Origin of the sequence: Bradyrhizobium archetypum (assembly GCF_013114835.1) — a bacterium.
GTDB classification, from domain to species: Bacteria; Pseudomonadota; Alphaproteobacteria; order Rhizobiales; family Xanthobacteraceae; genus Bradyrhizobium; species Bradyrhizobium archetypum.
On record NZ_JAAVLW010000001.1, the window covers coordinates 748,156 to 767,570 of the forward strand.

A 19,415-nucleotide genomic window follows, 5' to 3' on the forward strand; every position below is an offset into this window, starting at 1 on the left:
TCATGTTCAAATCAACGAGTTACGACATCTGCTAAGCCGGCTTCAGCGCGGCACCACCGCCGTCGCCTCGATTTCGACGCGCGCTTGCTTCTCGACCAGGCGTACCACCTGCACCAGCGCCATCGCCGGATAATGCGCGCCGAAAATCTCGCGATAGACGCGGCCGAGCTCCTTCAGGCTCGCGAGATATTCCTCGATGTCGACGACATACCACGTCAAGCGCACGAGATGCGCAGGGCTGGCGCCACCCTCCGCAAGAATAGCGGAAATGTTGGAGAGCGTCTGGCGCACTTGCGCGACGAAGTCCGGCGCCAGACGGCCCTCGGTGTCCCAGCCGATCACGCCACCGGTCACGACAATGCGGCCATCCGCCGCCATGCCGTTCGCGTATCCCTTCGGCATCGGCCAACCGCTCGGCTGCAGCACTTGCGGGCCCGGTAGCGAGGTATCGGTCTGGGAATGAGGCACCACGCTCAGCGTGGGGCCTTTGGGGACGGTCACCGGCTTCTCCATCAGGTTAGACATTATTCCGCGGCAACGCTCGGCGACGTGGGACCGGCCGCAGCCATCTGCCGCAGCGCAAAGCGCCGCAGCTTGCCGGTTTCGGTCTTCGGCAATTGCGCGACATATTCGATCGCACGCGGATATTTATACGGTGCGATCGTCTGCTTGACGTGATCCTGCAAGGCCTGCGTCAGCGCGGCGTCGCCCAGGGCGCCACCCGCCAATACCACATAGGCCTTGACGATCATGCCGCGTGCCTCGTCCGGCGCGCCGACGACACCGCATTCGGCGACGGCAGGATGCGACAGCAGCGCCGCTTCGACCTCGGGACCTGCGATGTTGTAGCCGGAAGAGACGATCATGTCGTCCGAGCGGGCGACAAAGGACAGTCGGCCATTGGCGTCGCGGACAAAGGTATCGCCGGTCAGATTCCAGCCGTCGCGCACATAGTTCGATTGTCGCTTGTCGGCGAGGTAGCGGCATCCTGTGGGTCCGCGCACCGCAAGCTTGCCGACAGTGCCGGGCGGCAGCTCGTTCATGTTGTCGTCGACGATTTTTGCCTCGTAGCCGGTGACCGGATGCCCCGTCGTCCCCGCCACTGCATCGCCGACACGGTTGGTGATAAAGATGTGCAGCAGTTCCGTCGAGCCGATGCCGTCGAGAATGGTCTTGCCGGTCTTGCGGGTCCAGCTTTCGAACACCGGCGCCGGCAACGTCTCGCCGGCCGAGACCGCCAGACGCAGCGACGACAGGTCGGCGCCGTTGTCCATGGCCGCCATCATCGCGCGGTACGCCGTCGGCGAAGTAAAGCAGATCGTCGCCTTGTAGGTCTCGATGATCTTGACCATCTCGGGCGGCGAGGCGTTTTCCAAGAGCGTCGCGGTCGCGCCGAACCGCAGCGGGAAAATCGCGAGTCCGCCGAGCCCGAACGTAAAGGCGAGCGGCGGCGAGCCGACGAAGACATCGTCCTCGGTGACGTCAAGGATTTCCCGGGCATAGCCGTCCGCAATGATCATGAGATCGCGATGGAAATGCATCGTCGCCTTGGGCTCGCCCGTGGTGCCCGAGGTGAATCCGAGCAGCGCGACGTCGTCGCGTCCCGTCTTCACCGCATCGAACCGCACCGGCTTGTTCAGCGCCACCCGGTCAAGCTCGGCATCATGGTTGGAGGTGCCGTCGAAATTCACCACCTGCTTGAGGAATTTGCTGGTCTTCGCGCATGCAACCAGCTCATCGGCGATCCGGCTGTCGGTCAGCGCCAGCGCAATCTCCGCCTTATCGACGATCTTGCCGAGTTCGACGGCGCGCAGCATCGGCATGGTATTGACGACGACGGCGCCTGCCTTGGTCGCGGCAAGCCAGGCCGCGACCAGCGCCGGGTTGTTACCGGAACGGATCAGGACGCGGTTGCCGGGCTTGACGCCGTAATTCTCGACCAGCGCATGCGCCAGGCGGTTCGACCAATCGGCCAGCTCCTTGTAGGTGCGCTGGCGTCCGTTGCCGATCAGCGCGATGCGATCGCCCCAGCCCTTTTCGACGATACGATCGGTCAGTTCGACCGCAGCATTGAGATACTCCGGATACTGAAACTCGGGCCTGTCGAGCAGCAGATCCGGCCATTGCTCGAATGGCGGCAGGTTACGCCGCGCGAAATCGTCGACATGACCGGACGGGCCAAGCGACGGCGGAAGGGATCGGCTGGGAGTTCTATCAGACATTTTCATCGCCCTCGCTTTCATCAATGAAAGGCTCGAGATCAATATCGAAGACACCCGGCAGTCGGCTCACAAATCATTTTAGGCTTAAAGTAATTTTCCGCAAGTGCGGAATTCAGGCCGGTCACAAATAGAGGCGGCCGGGCGCCGCCGTCAGGCTGCGCCCGCCCCCGGAACTCGATTCCCTGTCCTACGCGGCTGCGTGATAATCCGGCGCGGCGGCCAGGAAGCGGCCATAGGCCGCGGCATCCGGCGGGGTGAATTTCTCCAGCAGCGGATTACGCCGGCGACCCTTCACGCCGATATCGGCCAGCAATTCGTCGAAATGCTTGAAGTGATAGGGCGCGACGCACAGCCCGCCATAGACGCCGGCCGCCGGCCGCTCGACGCGCCTGAAATGCAGCATCATCTCGATGTTGTCCTGCATCTGTTTCGGCGTCGGCTGGCGCGCGAGCTGGCCATCGGCATAACGCACCAGCCAATTCGCCGCCAGGTCTGCGCACAACACCGTGCAGAAGCTGGAGTTGAAGCCCACGAACCCCATCTCGGGCAAATCAGGATTGGCAATGAGACGATAGAGCCGGTACTGCCCGTCGGGATCGACCAGCTTCTCGCGGAACGCCTGCGGCAGGAACGGCACGCCCAATTTGTAGCCGATCGCGAGCACGGCGACATCGGCCTGAACGCGCTGCCCGCCGGTCATCACGATCGACTTCCCGTCGTAGCGATCGAAGCTGCCTCGGATAGCCTTGATGCGGCCGTCGGCGACCATCGGGAAAAATCCCGGCGTGGCGATCGGCACCGAGCAGTTGACGCCATCCTCGATCCGCTCGTTCGGCACCATGTCGCATTTGCCGAGCTTGAGCTGAACTCTCAGCAGGCTCTCCAGCCCGCGCCAATGGGCCCAGACGAGCGGCTTTGCAACCGCATGCGCGAGCCGCGACAGCGCGCCGATGCCCCAGCTTTTGAACATCTCCTCCTGCGCGCGGATGTACAGAATGCGTTTGAAATTGACGAGACCGCCGATGAAGTAGGGAATTCGCCACACCGGCTCGCGGTACACCAGCGTCACTTCAGCGGCGCCGGAGTTGACCGCGTTGACGGCTATGTCGGTGGCCGACTTCGAACCGCCGAGCACGACGACCCTGCGGCATTTGGCAATATCCGGATCGTTATACTTCGACGAATGCAGGATGCGCCCGCCTTGCGCCTTGAAGCCGTCTTCGCCTGAGAGGCTAAGCGTCTGGGGCTCGTTGAACTGCCCGGTGCAGACGGCAACGAAATCGAAATCTTCGCCGCTGATGCTGCCGTCCGGCCTCCGCAGCTCGATCCGCCAGCCGGGCGCGGAATCGGGGCGGCGAACCATCTGCACCACGGTCGTGTTGAAGCGGATCGCGCCGAGCAGATTGTTGTCCTTGGCGTATTCAGTCAGATAGGCGTGGACCTGCGGCCCCTTCGGCCATTCCGGATAGGAATCCGGCATCGCCTTGTCGGTGTAGCGGTAGAGATCCTTCGGGCTCTGGGTTTGCACCTCCGGATAGGAGCGCGAAGGCTCCCAGACGCCACCGAGATCGCCGCTGCGCTCGACGATCGTGATCTGATGTCCGCGCGCGGCGAAGGCCTTTGCAGCCGCAAGTCCTGATACGCCTGCGCCAATGACGCAGACCTTTTTTTCGCCTGACCATGACGATGCCTCCAGTGAGATGCGGTTGCGTGCTATTCGTTGGCCTCGGGCGGCAGGAAATCCACCTCATGCTGCGCCGAGATCCGGACCACCTCTTCGGGGTCGGTCAGATTGTGGAGCCGGTCGAACAGCGCTTCCAGCTTCTGCATCGGCGACACCCAGAAGAGCGCGCGGGCCGGCTTGTCGGATTTGTTGAAATAGCCGTGCGGAATGCCGCGCGGCATCCGAACGAGGTCGCCGGCCTTGGCCTGCACCCAGACGCCGTCGAGCTTGAGGTCGAGAACGCCTTCCTGCACCAGGATGAACTCATCCTGCGTCGGGTGAACATGCACCGGCACGAACTGGCCGGGCTCGCTGTTGGTCTCGAACGCAAAGGTCGAATCGGTGACCGCTTTGGGAAAGTACACCTGACCCAGGATGTTCCAGGTCTTGCCCCCGTAGCCGGTGCCGTTCCTGGTGATGCCTTTTTCAAGTGCTGCCATATCGCCCTCCTCTGTCGCCGTTGATGTGGTTGCCATGTCCGAAATCGTTCGCGCAGGCTGGATCGGACCGAAGTCGCCGTCTAGCCGGAAAACGAATCCTGCCAACTCGCGGAGGAATATTGAATGCTGCGACGCAGAAAGGCTGGTCGTCATTCCGAGGCGACGCGAAGCACAAGATGGCCGCATTGCCTTCCGATCAGGCGGCGGGGCCTATCAAATCGCCTTCCCAATGCGGTCGCCCGCAGATATTATAGGCTTCAAATAATGCGGAGGACCTGGACCGTGGCGACGGGCACCAGCATTGTCAGGCATGCCCCCGCCGTCCGGTTGGCGGCGTTCAACCGTGTTTTGACCGATAGCGTCGATGACGACGCCGAGGCGGTGGGGCGAATATTCTGCCCGCATCGATTGAGGCCCGAGCACAACACATCATCCGAATTCTTTGCACTGCATAACGCCGCCGTATTCGGCGGATTATCCGTCAACTATGTCGCCTATGGCGGATCGGTGTCGATTGATCCCGGCTGTCTCGAGCGTTTTTTCCTGCTGCAAATTCCCGTGCACGGCTCGGCACGGATTGAGACAGCCTCGCGCGACGTCGCAACCGCTGCCGGCGCCACCGCATCGCTGTTGTCGCCGACGATCCCGACACGGATGACCTGGAAGGACAATTGCGCCCACATCATTCTGCTGGTGGACCGCAGCCTTCTGGAGCAACGGGCCGCGGCGCTGTCGGGTCGGCCGGCAGGCGCGGTCGAGTTCGAGCCGGCGGTCGATCTCTCCTCCCCAGGCGGCCAGGCGCTTCAGTCGCAGGTCTTCGAGCTCGTTGGCCTCGCCGAGCGCGTCGGACCGCGACGGCCGCTATCGTCGATAACAGCGGCCAATATGCGCGAGACGCTATTGAACGCCTTGCTCCACGGCCAGCGCCACAGTGCGAGTGATGCGATCGACCGGTTCGGCGGACGGATCGAAACGCTGCCGCCGTCATTGCGGCGGGCGCGCGAATTCCTCGATGCGCACGCGGAAGAGCCGCTCGATCTCGCCCAGCTTGCCGAGGCCGCGGGGATCGGCGTCCGCGCGCTACAGCTCGGCTTCCGGCGACATTTCGGAACGTCGATATCGGAGATGCTGCGCGACATCAGGCTGGCGCATCTCAATATCAGGCTGGTCGCGGCCTCCCCAGACGACAGCGTCACCGAGATCGCATTCGAGCTTGGATTTACCCATCTGGGCCGCATGGCGAGCGCTTACCGGGCCAAATTTGGTGAAACGCCGTCTGCGACGCTGCGTGCGATGAACTAGCAGCGCCGTTAATTAGCCTGCCCGCGCCTTCGCGGACCTCTGCGCCGACGCCTTGGTCTTGGCCAAGAGGCGCATCAATTCACGCACATCCTTGGGCGTAAGGTCGCCGAACATGTCGGCGATCCAAAGTTCGTGCTCGGCCGCCATCTTGCGGAATTCGGCGCGCCCGGCCTTGGTGAGGCGGATCACCTGGACGCGGCGATCGGCTTCCGAAGTGCGGCGATCGAGGTGCCCAGATTCGACGAGACGCTCGACCAGCCCGGTGACGTTGCCGTTCGAGACCATCATCCGCTTGGAGACGTCGGACAACGTCATGCCCTCGGGAACCTTGTCGAGCTGGGCCATCAGATCGAACCGCGGCAGCGTGACGTCGAAGCGCTCGCGCAACCGGCTGCGCACCTCGCCTTCGATCAGCGTGGTGCAGGTCAGGAGGCGAAGCCATAGCCTGAGCTCGTCGCCATGATGCTCCGGGAGCTCGACGGCTTTGGTCTCTGAATCAAGGGTCATGATGCAAATCGTGTCCGGCTTGGGCGCTTCCGCAATCCGAGCAGCGCGCCGCTTGAGATCATTGCCCAGATTTCTTTAGGTTTCAAGTAATTGGCGCGTCGCTTGCATGGAAGCGTTCTGCTTGCAGGCGCGCTCAACGTCAGAATAAGCTACCCTTCGAGCATTTGTTGTGCCGTGGATCTCGGCAGGAGAGGCCGAGCGGAGGAATAAACATGAAGCAGTCGTTGAAGCTGACCGGACTTGCCGTTTTGCTGGGTGTTGCCGCAGCTCCTGCCATGGCGCAGGAGAAGATCAAGATCGGCATCATCGTGACGCTGTCGGGACCCGCCGCCGTGCTCGGCCAGCAATCGCGCGACGGCTTTCAGCTCGCGGTCAAGGACCTTGGCGGCAAGATGGCCGGCAAGGATGTCGAGGTTGTCGTCGTCGACGACGAACTCAAGCCCGATGGCGCCGTGACCAAGGCCAAGGGTCTGCTCGAGCGCGAGAAGGTCGACTTCGTGGTCGGGCCGATCTTCTCCAACATCCTGCAGGCCATTCACCGGCCGGTGACCGAGAACAAGACCTTCCTGATCAGCCCGAATGCGGGACCGTCGAGCTATGCCGGCAAGGAGTGCAGCCCGTTCTTCTACGTCACCTCATACCAGAACGACCAGGTTCACGAGATCCTCGGCAAGGTCGCACAGGACCGCGGCTACAAGCGCGTGTATGTGCTGGTGCCGAACTATCAGGCCGGCAAGGATTCGGCGGCCGGCTTCAAGCTCGATTACAAGGGCGAAATCGTCGAGGAGAGCTACACCCCGCTCGGCACGCTGGATTTCCAGGTCGAATTGACCAAGATCGCCAATTCCAAGCCGGACGCGCTGTTCACTTTCATGCCGGGCGGCATGGGCGTCGGCCTCGTCAAGCAGTATCGGCAGGCCGGCCTCGCCGAGAAGATCCCGGTGCTGTCGGCGTTCACTGTCGATGAATCTACCCTGCCTGCGCAGCAGGATGCCGCGGTCGGGATGTTCGGCGGCGCCAACTGGGCGCCGAACATGGACAATCCGCAGAACAAGAAATTCGTCGCCGCCTATGAAAGCGCCTACAACAGCGTGCCCGGCACCTATGCCATGCAGGGGTATGACACGGCGATGCTGATCGACAGCGCGGTGAAGGCGGTGAAGGGCGATCTGAAGAACAAGGACGCCGTGTCGGCCGCGCTGAAGAGGGCCGAGTTCACCTCGCTGCGCGGTGGCTTCAAGTTCAACGTCAACGGCTATCCAATCCAGGATTTCTATCTGACCAAGGTCGCCAAGCGTCCGGACGGCAAATTCCAGACCGAGATCGTCGAGAAGGTGTTTTCCAATTACGGCGATCGCTACGCCAAGGATTGCTCCGCGAAATAATGATTGGAAGGGAACAGCAGATGAAGACCGAAATTGCCGGCGTCACCCGTGCCAATGAAGGCATCCAGGGAATTTCCTGGAGCATCCTTGGCCAGACCTATGTGCCGAAAAACGTCACCGAGCATTCCTTCTCCTGGCACGCGACGTTTCCGCCCGAGACCTTCGTGCCGCCGCACATCCATCCCGACCAGGACGAGTATCTCTACATCCTGGAGGGCAGGCTCGACTTCTTCCTCGACGGCGCGGACACGCAAGCCTCGCCCGGCGATCTGGTGCGGCTGCCGATGGGCAAGCCGCACGGCATCTTCAACAAGTCGGGCCGGACCGCGAAAACGCTGTTCTGGGTATCGCCGACGCGACGGCTCTACGATCTGTTCTGGGCGATCCACAACATGAAGGAGCAGACGCCCGAGGCGGTGGTGGCGCTGGCGGCCGAGCACAACATCCACTTCCTGCCGCCGCCTGCGGGGGCGTGAGGGTCAAAGACTCCCGTCATGGCCGGGCTTGTCCCGGGCATCCACGGCCTCAAGGTGTCGCCAGAGCAAAGACGTCGATGGCCGGGACAAGCCCGGCCATGACGGTGAATTTCTCTATCCCCGCACCGCCGCGAGCCCGACCTGCGGCGGGGCGAAGCCTGCCTTGGAAGCATAGCCGCGCACGATCGCCTCGCGCTGGGCGTGGCTCAGCACTTTGTCGATATCGGTGAATCCGTCAGGCGCCAATTGCTCGACCGCGTCGATCACGCCCTCGGGGCCGCCGCGGCGGTTCGAGCGCACGATCTCCGCCGTCATCGGCAGGCGCTTCTGTTCGTAAGCCACCAGCGCCTGACGCGGATGCTCGCTGCGCGCCAGCTCGTCGGCGAGCGCGCGGGCATCGAGGATCGCCTGCGAGGCGCCGTTGGAGCCGACCGGATACATCGGATGCGCGGCATCGCCAAGCAGCGTCACCCTGCCCCAGGTCCAGTACGGCAGCGGATCGCGGTCGCAGCACGGATACTCATAAAATTCCGCCGTCGCCGAAATCAGGCTGCGCACGTCGACATACGGCACCTTGAACCGCTCGACATGCGGCATCAGTTCCTCGCGCTTGCCGGGCCGCGACCAGTCCTCGCGGCGCGGCGGCGGCGAGTTGCCGTCGCCGATCTTCACCATCACCGCCCAGTTGGTCAGCCGGCTCGACGGGCTCGAGCCTTCGGCGATCGGGTAGATCACGACCTTGGCATTCAGCCCGCCGGCCACGATCATGGAGCGGCCGGTCAGGAATGCCGGCCAGTCGCGCGCGCCGCGCCACAGCATATGTCCGTTCCAGCACGGCGGTCCCTCATCCGGAAACAGCATCTCGCGCACCCGCGAATGAATGCCGTCGGCGCCGATCAGAATATCGCCGCGCGCGGTTTTGACATGGGCGCCGGTGCGGTCGAAAAAATATGCGATCACGCCGCCCTCGTGCTGCGCAAAGGAGCCGAGCCGGCAGCCGGTGTGGATTGCCTCGCCGCCCAGCCGCTCCTCGACGGCGCGATGGATCACGCCCTGCAGGCGGCCGCGGTGGATGGAGAACTGCGGCACGTCGTGTCCGGCGTCGAGGCCGCGCGGCTCGCGCCAGACTTCCTGGCCGTGGCGGCTCAGATAGTACAATTGGTCGGTACGAACAGCGGCGGCATCCAGCCGGTCCAGCAGCCCGAGGCCGGTCAGTTCCCGGATGGCATGCGGCAGCGTGTTGATGCCGACGCCGAGTTCGCGGATGCTGTCGGCCTGTTCGAACAATTCGCAATCGATGCCGCGGGCGCGCAGCATCAGCGCGGTGGTGAGGCCTCCGATGCCGCCTCCGACGATGATCGCTTTCATCAGCGCAACTCCAACTCTCTTCTTCAACCTCGCCCCGCTTGCGGGGAGAGGTCGGATCGCATCGTGAGATGCGATCCGGGTGAGGGGGTACCGCACTCACGGCGTTCACTGCTCGCGGAGAGAGCCCCTCACCCCTGCCCTCTCCCCGCGAAGGGCGGGGGGAGCGAGGGATAGAGCCGGAGGGTGCCACTCGGGCTATTCGGCTGCAAGCGGCTTTGTCGCTTCGGCTTTCAGCTCGGCGCGGGTTTTCGGTTTAGCCTTAACTTTGAGGTCCTCGAAATCCTGCCGGTCGCGCACGCTGTTGCGGAAGATCTGTTCCTTGCCCGGCAGATATTGCGGCGGACAGGCGATATCGGCGCCGTACCAGGCCGCCGCCCGCATCGTGAACGACGGATCGACCAGATGCGGCCGGCCGAGCGCGACGAGGTCGGCGCGGCCGGCAGCGAGGATGGTGTTGACCTGGTCCGCGGTCGTGATGTTCCCGACGCACATCGTCGCCACCCGTGCCTCGTTGCGAACCTGATCGGAGAACGGCGTCTGGAACATTCGGCCATAGACCGGCTGCGCGTCGCGCACGGTCTGCCCCGTGGAGACGTCGACGAGATCGACGCCGGCTTCGGCGAACGCGCGCGCGACCTCGACCGCATCGTCGCCGGTGATGCCGCCGGCGGCCCAGTCGGTGGCGGAAATGCGCACCGACATCGGCTTGCGCGCCGGCCATGCCGAGCGCATCGCGGCGAACACTTCGAGCGGATAACGCAATCGGTTCTCGAGCGTGCCGCCATATTCGTCGGTGCGCTTGTTGGTCAGCGGCGAAATGAAACTCGCCAGCAGATAGCCATGGGCGCAGTGCAGCTCCAGCATATCGAAGCCGCAGGCTTCGCCCCGCAGCGTTGCGGCCACGAACTCCTGCTTGACATGATCCATCGCGGCGCGATCCATCTCGCGCGGCACCCGGCTGTCGGGGAAGTAAGGCAACGGCGATGCCGAGATCGTGTCCCAGCCGCCCGCTTCCAGCGGCCGGTCCATCCCCTCCCACATCAACTTGGTCGCGCCCTTGCGGCCGGCATGTCCAAGTTGCAGACAGATTTTCGCAGCCGAATTGGCGTGAACGAAATCGACGATGCGCGTCCAGGCCGCCTGCTGCTCATCGTTCCACATTCCGGCGCAGCCCGGCGTGATGCGGGCATCGCGGCCGACGCACGTCATCTCCGTGAAAATCAAGCCGGCGCCGCCGATGGCGCGCGAGCCGTAATGCACCAGATGAAAATCGGTGGGTAACCCCTCCTTGGCCGAATACATGCACATCGGCGATACCACCGCGCGATTTGCGACCTGCATCTCACGCAGCTTCAGCGGCTGGAACATCGGCGCGACCGGCTTGTCGACATCGACATCAAAGCCTTTGGCGCGCACGTGCTTCGCAAACGCCTTGTCGACCTCACGGACGAACTCCGGCGCGCGCAGCGTGAGATTGTCGTAGGTGATCGCCTTGGCGCGGGTCATGACGCCGAAGGCGAACTGCACGGGATCGAAATCCCAGAAGCGGTCGACATGCTCGAACCAGACCAGCGACACATCGGCGGCGTGCTGGGTCTTCTCGACCTCCTCGCGCCGCCCCTGCTCGTAGGTCTTAAGCGCCTCGCGAACGCTCGGCGCCTCTGCCATCGCATCCGCCAGCGCGATCGCGTCTTCCATTGCGAGCTTGGTGCCGGAGCCGATCGAGAAATGCGCGGTCGCCTTGGCGTCACCGAGCAGCACCATGTTGTCCTTGACCCAGCGCTGGCTGCGGATCATCGGGAAGTTGCGCCACATCGAGCGGTTGATCAGCAGGGGATGGCCGTCGAGGAACCAGCCGAAGATTTCCGCCATGCGCTCGGCGGACTCGCGCTCGCCGAGGCCTTCGAGGCCGGCACGCTGGAAGGTTTGTGCATCGGTCTCGAAGATCCAGGTCGAACGTCCCGCCTCATACTGATAGGCATGCGCGATGAACGGACCCCACTCGGTTTCCTGGAAGATAAAGGTGAAGGCATCGAGCGGCTTGGTCGAGCCCATCCAAGCGAACTTGTTGGAGCGCAGATCGACCTGCGGCTGGAAATGCCCGATATATTTGTCGCGGAAGCGGCTGTTGATGCCGTCGGCGAGCACGATCAGATCGGCATCGGCAAAGCGGGCCTCGTCATCAATATCGGTTTCGAACTTGAGCGTCACGCCGAGTTCGCGGGCGCGCTCTTGCAGGATCAACAGCAGCGTGCGGCGCGAGCAGCCGCAGAAGCCGTTGCCGCCGACGCGGTGCACGGTGCCGCGGAAATGCACGGCGATATCGTCCCAATAAGCGAATTCCTGCGTGATGCGGCGATAGCTCGGCGGATCGTACTTCTCGAAATTGTCCAGCGTCGCGTCCGAGAACACCACGCCGAAGCCGAAAGTGTCGTCGGCGCGGTTGCGCTCATAGACGGTGATCTCGGCCTGCGGCCGCTGTTTCTTCAGGAGGATCGCGGCGTAGAGACCGGCCGGTCCGCCGCCGATTATCGCGACCTTCATCTATCGCCTCCGAAACAGGCTGTCGGGCTAGTCCGGAATTATTTTAAGCCTAAAATAATTTCCGGGCAAGGGGCTCTTTGTCCCACACACTCCGCCCTCATCCTGAGGAGCGGCCTCTCGGCCGCGTCTCGAAGGATGGGCTACGGACCTGCATGGTTCGAGACGCCGCTAAAGCGGCTCCTCACCATGAGGGGATAGATGGCCCTCAATTCCCCTGAAACACCGGGGTTCGCTTGTTCGAGAATGCCTCGAACGCCCGCGCAAAATCCTCCGTGGTCATGCAGAGCGCTTGGGCCACGGCTTCGGCCTCGATCGCCTCCTCCACCGACATCGCCCATTCCATTGCCAGCATGCGCTTGGTCATGGTGTTGGCGAAGGTCGGGCCTTCGGCGATCTGCTTGGCCAGAAGCTGCGCCTGCGCCAGCACCTGCTCCGGCGTGACGATCCTGGAGAAGAAGCCCCATTTTTCGCCCTCCTCCGCGGTCATGAAGCGGCCGGTATAGAGCAGTTCCGAGGCCCGCGATTGGCCGATGATGCGCGGCAGGATCGCGCAGGCGCCCATGTCGCAGCCGGCGAGACCGACCTTGTTGAACAGGAACGCGACCTTGGCGCCGGTCGCAGCCAGACGCAGGTCGGATGCCATCGCGATGATCGCGCCGGCGCCGGCGCAGATACCTTCGACGGCAGCCACGATCGGCTGCGGACACGCCCGCATCGCCTTCACGAGATCGCCGGTCATCCGGGTAAAGGAGGTGACGCCCTTGGTGTCCATTTGAATCAAGGGACCGATGATCTCGAACACGTCGCCGCCGGACGAAAAATTGCCGCCGGCGCCGGTCACGACGATGGTTTTGACTTCATCGTCCATCGCGCAGGCGCGGAAGAAATCGGTCAGCTCGCGGTAGCTTTCGAAAGTCAGCGGGTTCTTTCGCTCCGGACGATTGAGCGTCACCGTGGCGACGCGATCGACGACGGCCAGCACGAAATGTTTCGGCGAGTAATCCGCCAGCGGCAGCGTGACGGGGTTGGCAGGCTTGCTCATGGGATCTCCCTGAATTGCATTGTTGGCCGGTCAGATCTCACCGCCGGCGACCGCGATGGCCTGCCCCGTGATGGCGCCGGCGCCTTCGCCGCAGAGCCACAGCACGGCATCGGCCACTTCCGATGGCGCGACGAGGCGTCCCTGCGGATTGTGTTTTGCCAGTTCCGCGATCGCCTGCTCGCGGCTGCGGCCGGTCTTCTTGATGATGTTGTCGACCGAACCTTCCACGAGATCGGTTTCGGTGAAGCCGGGACAGACCGCGTTGACGGTGACGCCGCTCTTTGCCGTCTCCAGCGCCAGCGAACGGACCAGGCCGATCACCGCATGCTTGGCCGCACTATAGGCCGAGACATAGGCGTAGCCCTTCAGGCCGGCGGTCGATGCAACCGCGATAATACGGCCGCGCCGGCGCTCCAGCATCCCGGGCAACACGGCTTGCGTGGCGTGGACGACGCCCATGAAATTGACGTCCATCATTCGCTGGAACAGCGCCGCATCCGAACGGCCGAACGGCGCGGACTCCGCCGCGCCGGCGTTGGCGATGAGGATATCGATCGGCTGCCGCGCGGCGGCATGCGCAATAGCTGACTTGATCGCGGCCTGATCGGCGACATCGGCGACGGCAGCGAACTGCGCCACGCCGGAGGCAACGGCTTCATCCAGCGTGGCACGGTTCCGGCCGACAACGGTTACCGCCGCCCCCGCTTCCGACAGCGCCGCCGCTATCGCCCGGCCGATGCCCCGCCCGCCACCGGTGACGAGCGCATGGGAGGAACGCGACAACAGAGACATCGGGCAGGCCTCCTGGATGATGTTTCAGGATATATTTTAAACTTCAAGCTTTTGCAAGGAAGGGGGAGCTGGATGCGCCTCCATGACGCCGAAGCAGGCCACAACACGAGACCGTCATCCCCGCGCAGGCGGGGATCCAGTACGCCGCGGCTTATCGGCTTAACCACTGACGTCTCTGGAATAATGAATCGTCCGCCGGAGCCTGTCATCGGGCGCGCATTCGCGCGACCCGTTGGCGCACGATGACACTTGAATATGAGGCGGCGATCTCGCGGCGCGTCGCGTCCGAGGCTGGTCTGAAACTTCCGCCCACCGCGCCCCACATTACCTGGCCGACGTCATCGAAGCCGACGCGGTCGGACCACGGTCCCGGGCCGCCGAAGGCGGTCGCCGTGGTCAGGATGATGTCCGGCTTGACCGCCTTCAGTGATTCATAATCGAGCTTCATCGCCCGCAGCGTCTGCGGCGGCAGATTGGCGACCACCACATCAGTCGTCGCGATCAGCCGGCGCATCACCTTCTGGCCGTGCGGCTTCATCGGATCGAGCGTGATGCATTTCTTGTTGCGGTTGACCTGCAGGAACAGCGCACCCTCGCCGCCTCGCCGACCGGCGCGACAAAGCGATCCTCGCTGCCGTCGCGCTTCTCCACGCGAATGACTTCCGCGCCGAATTCCGCCAGCAGGGTCGCGCAATAGGGTCCCGCGATATATCGCCCGAAATCGAGGACGCGGACGCCCTCCAGAACTCCCCCATCGATTAACCCCTTTACCTTACTGCCCGGTTGCGCCGAGCCTTCCAGCATGTTGATGAATGAACCGGACGACCATACAATCACTGATCCTCCCCGAACGGAACATCCCAGATGACTTCGACTGCACAACGGCCCTATCGCGGTGTCTTCCCCGTCGCTCCGACCATTTTCGACGATCGCGGCGAGCTCGATCTTGAAGGACAGCGCCGTTGCATCGATTTCATGATCGACGCCGGCTCGAACGGCCTCTGCATTCTGGCCAATTTCTCCGAGCAGTTCGTCCTGACCGATGCCGAACGCGAGAAGGTGATGCATACGGTGCTAGAGCACGTCGCCGGCCGCGTGCCGGTCATCGTGACAACGACGCATTTCGGCTCGCGCATCTGCGCCGAACGCAGCCGCCAGGCCCAGGATGCGGGCGCTGCGATGGTGATGATCATGCCGCCCTATCACGGCGCCACGTTCCGCGTGTCGGAGAAAGCCATTTTCGAATTCTATCGCACCGTCTCCGACGCCGTCGACATCCCGATCATGATCCAGGATGCTCCGGTCGCCGGGACGCCGCTTTCGGTCGACCTGTTGGCGCGCATGGCGCGAGAAATTTCCAACATCCGCTATTTCAAGGTCGAGGTGCCGATGGCGGCGGCGAAGCTGCGCGACCTCATCGCCGCCGGCGGCGACAGCATCGAAGGTCCCTGGGACGGCGAGGAAGCCATCACGTTGATGGCCGATCTCGATGCCGGTGCGACCGGCGCGATGACGGGCGGCGGCTATCCTGATGGCATAAGGCAGATCATCGATCCCTATCTGGCGGGGCGCCGCGACGAAGCGATGGCGGCCTATGCACGCTGGCTGCCGCTGATCAACTACGAGAACCGCCAGTGCGGGTTGCAGGCCGCCAAGATATTGATGAAGGAAGGCGGCGTGATCGGCTCGGAGGCGGTGCGTCACCCCCTGCAGAAGGTACACCCGGCGGCGCACGCCGGCCTCATCGAGATCGCCCGCCAGCTCGATCCCGTGGTGTTGCGCTGGGGACGGTAACAAATAGCCGTCATCGACCGGCACCGCCCTGCGGCAGGGCATAACCGGCTGCTCGTCGCGCCTTGACCGAGGAACGTCGCCGTTCTCTGCGCATTGAGGCGTAGAGACATGGGGACCGTTCGATATGAACAATGTGCGTCACCTGCACGAGACCAAGCCCGAGCCAGCCAAGGGCGAGGCGGACGCTTCGGCGCCCGCGGGCGATCAGGCCCGCGGCCGCCGCGCGGTGTCACCGTGGCAAATTCCCTGGAAGGGCTGGAAGGACATCCTGATCAGGACCTACCGGCAGGTCGGCGAAGACCGGCTTCTCGCGGTCGCCGCCGGCGTCGTCTTCTACGGCCTGCTTGCCCTGTTCCCGGCGATTACCGCCCTCGTCTCGTCCTACGCGCTGTTCGCCAAGGCAAGCACGATCAGCGACCACATGACGATGCTTGCCGGCATCCTGCCGGAGGGTGCGCTCGGCATCGTGAAGGATCAGGTAGATCGGGTGCTTGCCAAGGGCGACGTCAAGCTGGGTCTGGCGTTTGCCCTGTCCTTCCTCCTCGCCGTGTGGAGCGCCAATGGCGGCATCAAGGCCATCATCGATGCGCTCAACGTGGTCTATGACGAGGACGAGAAGCGCGGCTTTTTCAAGCTCAACGCGGTTTCGCTCGCGTTGACCTTTGGCGGACTGCTCGGCGTGCTCCTCGCCATCGGCTCCGTGATCGCGCTCCCGATCGTTCTGTCGACAATCGGACTTGGGGCCGTTACCGATGCCCTGTTTCGATTTGGACGGTGGCCCGTTCTGGTGCTGACGATGCTTGTGGGCCTCGCGGTGCTCTACCGGTTCGGACCAAGCCGCCGCTCGGCGCAATGGCGCTGGCTCAGCGTCGGCAGTGTATTTGCAACGCTGACATGGCTTGCCGGATCGGCCTTGCTATCATTCTACCTCGCCAATTACGCCAACTACGATGCGACATATGGCTCGCTCGGGGCTGCGATCGGCCTGATGATGTGGATGTGGATGTCGACGATCGTCGTGCTGCTCGGCGCTGAACTCAATGCGGAGATCGAACATCAGACCGCCGCCGATAGCACGGAGGGCGGAAACAAGCCGCTGGGCCGTCGCGGGGCGAAGATGGCCGACACGATCGGCGAAGCGAAATCGTAAGCAGCGTAAACGGAATGTTCCTGTTTTTCTCGAGCAGGCTCGGATGTCTTGGTTCGCTGTTACTTTCAGCCGCTGTGACCATCGGCCTGCTTTTCGCCTTCGGCGTTCTCCGTTTCTAGTTTTCGGGAAACGCTGAACTGGAAATCAGCATTCCAAACACCTACATCAAGTGCCCGCAGACCGCCCCCGATCGATTCCCCGCCGTGAAAAGATATCTCCTGATTCTTGTTCTCCTCGTGCTCGTCCCCATGGCTGTTTCCGCCGTGAAATATCTGCTCGGCGAGCGGCGTGGGAACTGGCAGACGGCCGACCGGTCGAGTGCCGGGCTTCTTCCCAAAGCCTCCGAGCATGCCGATGCCGTCATCAGGGTCTTCGCGGCGAGAACGGTACGCTGGCGCGGGATATTCGCGGTTCACACCTGGATCGTCGTGAAGGAGCGCGGCGCCAGCCGCTATAGCCGATATGACTACACGGCCTGGGGTGAACCGATCCGGATCGACGGATTCCAGGCTGACGGCCGCTGGTTTGGCGCGGTCCCGGAAACGGTCGTCAGCGTCGACGGTCCGAAGGCGGAAGCGCTGATTCCCAAAATCCGCTCGGTGATCGAGACTTACAAGTTTCGAGCCAATGGAGATTACAGCGCCTGGCCCGGTCCGAACTCCAACACGTTCATCCAGGCGATACTGGATGCCGTTCCGGAACTTGAAGCGGTGTTGCCGCCGACGGCGATCGGCAAGGATTATCCTTACCATGGCAATTGGCTCGGCTTCACGCCGTCGCGCACCGGCGTTTTTGCTTCGCTCGGAGGTTATCTTGGGCTGACGGTCGGATGGATCGAAGGATTCGAGCTCAATCTCTTCGGCGGCGTCCTCGGCTTTGACATCCGCCGCCCCGCATTGAAATTGCCCGCTGTCGGCCGGCTCGGGGTGCCGGTTGGTCCGTGATAGCGGTATCGACCATAGCGAGGGATTGCCTAGATTGCCTGCCTGCCGCCATTCAGTGTTTGCGAGGAGATGTAGGTCAGTTCGGACGCACTCTCACCGGCGATTCACTGGTTTATCCTGACAATCACACCTTCATTCGGCCTCAGATGCGTCGGACCCTCGATCTTGCCTGGCTCACGGTCGAGGTAAGTTGATATTAGTGTGACGCCGCGGCCCTGCCATTCCCACAATCGCGGCTCCCTGCAGAGATTGAGAGCGACCACGATCTCGGCTTTGCCCAGGGCGCGTGCGAACCAGAACACGTCGTTGTGCGACCGCCGCGGCCGGTACTCACCATGCAGCAGGCAGGGCTCGGTGCGCCGCAAGGCGATCAGTTCACGGTAGAGGTTCAGCAATGATCGCGCGTCGCACCGTTGTCCCTCAATGTTGCGCGAACGATCTTCGCTGAGCGGCAGCCAAGGCTCACCGGTGGTGAACCCACCGCGCTCGGTATTATGCCAGCGCAGCGGCGCGCGCTCGGGATCGCGGTTGAGACCAAATCCCTTCACCAGTTTTTCGAACGGGTCGCGAACTCTGTCGGGCGGAATCTTCACCTGCTCCGATCCGATCTCGTCGCCGGCAAACAAAAACGGCGTGCCACGGATCGTCATCAAGAGCATTGCGAGAATTCTCGACTGCGCCTCGCCAAGTTTGGTCGCCACGCGGTGCTTGTCGTGACCCCCGATCACGAAGTCGGGCCAGGCGCCATCCGGGATCGCATTGAAATAGGCATCGATCGTCGCCTGTAGCGCAATTGCATTCCATTGAGTATCCAGAAGGGCGAAGTTGAGGGGCAGATGTAGCCGCGGCTTGCTGTTGCCGTAGAAGTGACCGATGCGGTCCGTCTTGCCCTGCACCTCGCCGCACAGCAGCCGCTCGTCGTATTCGTCGAGAACGCCCCTTACGTATTCGAGGCAACGCATGGCTTCGGGCCGGTCGTCGGTGAAGACAGGCATGTATTTTTGCGGCGGCGGCGTGGTGTCGTCAGCTTCGGGATCGGGGGGATTGTCGCGCAGAAGCTCGTCCTTGATCAGCACCGCGCTGGCATCGACGCGAAACCCGTCGACGCCGCGATCGAGCCAGAAGCGCATGGTATCGGCCATGGCTTGGTGAACCTGTTCGTTCCGCCAGTTCAGGTCGGGCTGGCTGGTCAAGAACGAGTGGTAATAGAACTGTCGGCGCGGCTCGCACCATTCCCAGGCGCTGCCGCCGAACCGGCTGAGCCAGTTGTTCGGCGGCCCGCCATTGGGAGCTGCTTCCGCCCATACGTACCAATCGGCCTTCGGATTATCCCGGGAGGTGCGGCTCTCCTGAAACCAGGCATGCTGGTCGGACGTGTGGTTGGGCACGAAATCGAGAATGAGCTTGATGCCATCCTTGTGCAGGGCATGTAACACACGTTCGAAATCTTCCATCGTGCCGTAGCGCGGATCGACAGCGCAAAAATCTGAAATGTCGTAACCAAAGTCGTGATCGGGACTTTTGTAGATCGGGGTCAGCCATACGGCGCCGACACCGAGCCATTTGAGATAATCGATCCGTTGCAACAGACCCGGAAGATCGCCATAGCCATCACCGTTGCTGTCTTGAAATGAAATGGCTGCGATTTCGTAGATGACGGCGTTGCGCCACCAAGCCGTCGATGTTTCCTTTGCACTCACGCGCCCAGCTAGCTCCTTTTGGTTAG

The 19,415-nt window shown here is 63.0% G+C and carries 16 protein-coding genes and 1 pseudogene; 6 read left to right on the forward strand and 11 right to left on the reverse strand.

The features are described from left to right. Window positions 1-42: 42 nt before the first annotated feature. The 4 genes from HCN50_RS03315 to HCN50_RS03330 form a co-directional block, all read right to left on the reverse strand. Window positions 43-513, reverse strand: coding sequence for a RidA family protein (locus HCN50_RS03315; protein WP_171708425.1), 471 nt, complete (start codon window positions 511-513; stop codon window positions 43-45). 11 nt (window positions 514-524) lie between these two features. Further along, the gene (locus HCN50_RS03320; RefSeq protein ID WP_171708172.1) at window positions 525-2,222 is read right to left on the reverse strand and encodes a benzoate-CoA ligase family protein; all 1,698 of its coding nucleotides are present in this window, start codon (window positions 2,220-2,222) and stop codon (window positions 525-527) included. Between the two features lie 187 nt (window positions 2,223-2,409). Next, the gene (locus HCN50_RS03325; protein WP_171708426.1) at window positions 2,410-3,918 is read right to left on the reverse strand and encodes a flavin-containing monooxygenase; all 1,509 of its coding nucleotides are present in this window, start codon (window positions 3,916-3,918) and stop codon (window positions 2,410-2,412) included. Window positions 3,919-3,935: 17 nt separating this feature from the next. Beyond that, entirely contained in the window at window positions 3,936-4,385 is a 450-nt protein-coding gene (locus tag HCN50_RS03330; protein ID WP_171708173.1) for a cupin domain-containing protein, read from the reverse strand. Window positions 4,386-4,649: 264 nt separating this feature from the next. Between HCN50_RS03330 and HCN50_RS03335 the strand changes: the two genes are divergently transcribed. Continuing rightward, a complete protein-coding gene (locus HCN50_RS03335) occupies window positions 4,650-5,687 on the forward strand; it encodes an AraC family transcriptional regulator (RefSeq protein WP_171708174.1) in 1,038 nt (345 codons plus the stop codon). Between the two features lie 12 nt (window positions 5,688-5,699). Here the strand turns inward: HCN50_RS03335 and HCN50_RS03340 are convergent, their stop codons facing one another. Then, a complete protein-coding gene (locus tag HCN50_RS03340) occupies window positions 5,700-6,194 on the reverse strand; it encodes a MarR family winged helix-turn-helix transcriptional regulator (protein ID WP_171708175.1) in 495 nt (164 codons plus the stop codon). 212 nt (window positions 6,195-6,406) lie between these two features. On the opposite strand from HCN50_RS03340, the gene HCN50_RS03345 reads away from it, so the two are divergent. Both HCN50_RS03345 and HCN50_RS03350 read left to right on the forward strand, forming a co-directional pair. Further along, on the forward strand, window positions 6,407-7,579 hold the full coding sequence (locus HCN50_RS03345) for an ABC transporter substrate-binding protein (protein WP_171708176.1): 1,173 nt from the start codon (window positions 6,407-6,409) through the stop codon (window positions 7,577-7,579). A 20-nt stretch (window positions 7,580-7,599) separates the two neighbouring features. Next, entirely contained in the window at window positions 7,600-8,055 is a 456-nt protein-coding gene (locus HCN50_RS03350; protein WP_171708177.1) for a cupin domain-containing protein, read from the forward strand. 114 nt (window positions 8,056-8,169) lie between these two features. Here the strand turns inward: HCN50_RS03350 and HCN50_RS03355 are convergent, their stop codons facing one another. The 5 genes and pseudogenes from HCN50_RS03355 to HCN50_RS03375 all read right to left on the reverse strand — a co-directional run. After that, complete coding sequence (locus HCN50_RS03355; protein ID WP_171708178.1) at window positions 8,170-9,423, reverse strand: flavin-dependent oxidoreductase; 1,254 nt, start codon at window positions 9,421-9,423, stop codon at window positions 8,170-8,172. Between the two features lie 195 nt (window positions 9,424-9,618). After that, window positions 9,619-11,967, reverse strand: coding sequence for a bifunctional salicylyl-CoA 5-hydroxylase/oxidoreductase (locus HCN50_RS03360; RefSeq protein WP_171708179.1), 2,349 nt, complete (start codon window positions 11,965-11,967; stop codon window positions 9,619-9,621). Window positions 11,968-12,172: 205 nt separating this feature from the next. Then, the gene (locus tag HCN50_RS03365; protein WP_171708180.1) at window positions 12,173-13,009 is read right to left on the reverse strand and encodes an enoyl-CoA hydratase family protein; all 837 of its coding nucleotides are present in this window, start codon (window positions 13,007-13,009) and stop codon (window positions 12,173-12,175) included. Window positions 13,010-13,039: 30 nt separating this feature from the next. Continuing rightward, window positions 13,040-13,801, reverse strand: coding sequence for an SDR family NAD(P)-dependent oxidoreductase (locus tag HCN50_RS03370; protein WP_171708181.1), 762 nt, complete (start codon window positions 13,799-13,801; stop codon window positions 13,040-13,042). A 310-nt stretch (window positions 13,802-14,111) separates the two neighbouring features. Continuing rightward, window positions 14,112-14,605 (reverse strand): annotated as a pseudogene (locus tag HCN50_RS03375) (CoA transferase); the annotation flags it as partial. A 60-nt stretch (window positions 14,606-14,665) separates the two neighbouring features. On the opposite strand from HCN50_RS03375, the gene HCN50_RS03380 reads away from it, so the two are divergent. From HCN50_RS03380 to HCN50_RS03390, 3 genes are all read left to right on the forward strand, one after another. After that, window positions 14,666-15,595, forward strand: coding sequence for a dihydrodipicolinate synthase family protein (locus HCN50_RS03380; RefSeq protein WP_171708182.1), 930 nt, complete (start codon window positions 14,666-14,668; stop codon window positions 15,593-15,595). A gap of 124 nt (window positions 15,596-15,719) precedes the next feature. After that, window positions 15,720-16,745 carry a YihY/virulence factor BrkB family protein gene (locus HCN50_RS03385; protein ID WP_171708183.1) on the forward strand — a complete coding sequence of 342 codons (1,026 nt, stop codon included), beginning with the start codon at window positions 15,720-15,722 and terminating at the stop codon, window positions 16,743-16,745. Between the two features lie 248 nt (window positions 16,746-16,993). Then, window positions 16,994-17,689, forward strand: a complete 696-nt coding sequence (locus HCN50_RS03390) for a DUF3750 domain-containing protein (protein WP_171708184.1) — start codon at window positions 16,994-16,996, stop codon at window positions 17,687-17,689. 104 nt (window positions 17,690-17,793) lie between these two features. Here the strand turns inward: HCN50_RS03390 and HCN50_RS03395 are convergent, their stop codons facing one another. Further along, window positions 17,794-19,389 carry an alpha-amylase family glycosyl hydrolase gene (locus HCN50_RS03395; protein ID WP_311966967.1) on the reverse strand — a complete coding sequence of 532 codons (1,596 nt, stop codon included), beginning with the start codon at window positions 19,387-19,389 and terminating at the stop codon, window positions 17,794-17,796. Window positions 19,390-19,415 lie beyond the last annotated feature (26 nt).

Excerpts from the sequence above, each read along its gene's own strand:
- HCN50_RS03335 (WP_171708174.1), top strand. The coding sequence starts at position 4,650 with ATGCGGAGGACCTGGACCGTGGCGACGGGCACCAGCATTGTCAGGCAT.
- HCN50_RS03350 (WP_171708177.1), top strand. The coding sequence starts at position 7,600 with ATGAAGACCGAAATTGCCGGCGTCACCCGTGCCAATGAAGGCATCCAG.
- HCN50_RS03320 (WP_171708172.1), bottom strand. The coding sequence starts at position 2,222 with ATGTCTGATAGAACTCCCAGCCGATCCCTTCCGCCGTCGCTTGGCCCG.
- HCN50_RS03340 (WP_171708175.1), bottom strand. The coding sequence starts at position 6,194 with ATGACCCTTGATTCAGAGACCAAAGCCGTCGAGCTCCCGGAGCATCAT.
- HCN50_RS03390 (WP_171708184.1), top strand. The coding sequence starts at position 16,994 with ATGGCTGTTTCCGCCGTGAAATATCTGCTCGGCGAGCGGCGTGGGAAC.
- HCN50_RS03355 (WP_171708178.1), bottom strand. The coding sequence starts at position 9,423 with ATGAAAGCGATCATCGTCGGAGGCGGCATCGGAGGCCTCACCACCGCG.
- HCN50_RS03330 (WP_171708173.1), bottom strand. The coding sequence starts at position 4,385 with ATGGCAGCACTTGAAAAAGGCATCACCAGGAACGGCACCGGCTACGGG.
- HCN50_RS03370 (WP_171708181.1), bottom strand. The coding sequence starts at position 13,801 with ATGTCTCTGTTGTCGCGTTCCTCCCATGCGCTCGTCACCGGTGGCGGG.
- HCN50_RS03360 (WP_171708179.1), bottom strand. The coding sequence starts at position 11,967 with ATGAAGGTCGCGATAATCGGCGGCGGACCGGCCGGTCTCTACGCCGCG.
- HCN50_RS03380 (WP_171708182.1), top strand. The coding sequence starts at position 14,666 with ATGACTTCGACTGCACAACGGCCCTATCGCGGTGTCTTCCCCGTCGCT.
- HCN50_RS03315 (WP_171708425.1), bottom strand. The coding sequence starts at position 513 with ATGGAGAAGCCGGTGACCGTCCCCAAAGGCCCCACGCTGAGCGTGGTG.
- HCN50_RS03365 (WP_171708180.1), bottom strand. The coding sequence starts at position 13,009 with ATGAGCAAGCCTGCCAACCCCGTCACGCTGCCGCTGGCGGATTACTCG.
- HCN50_RS03345 (WP_171708176.1), top strand. The coding sequence starts at position 6,407 with ATGAAGCAGTCGTTGAAGCTGACCGGACTTGCCGTTTTGCTGGGTGTT.
- HCN50_RS03385 (WP_171708183.1), top strand. The coding sequence starts at position 15,720 with ATGAACAATGTGCGTCACCTGCACGAGACCAAGCCCGAGCCAGCCAAG.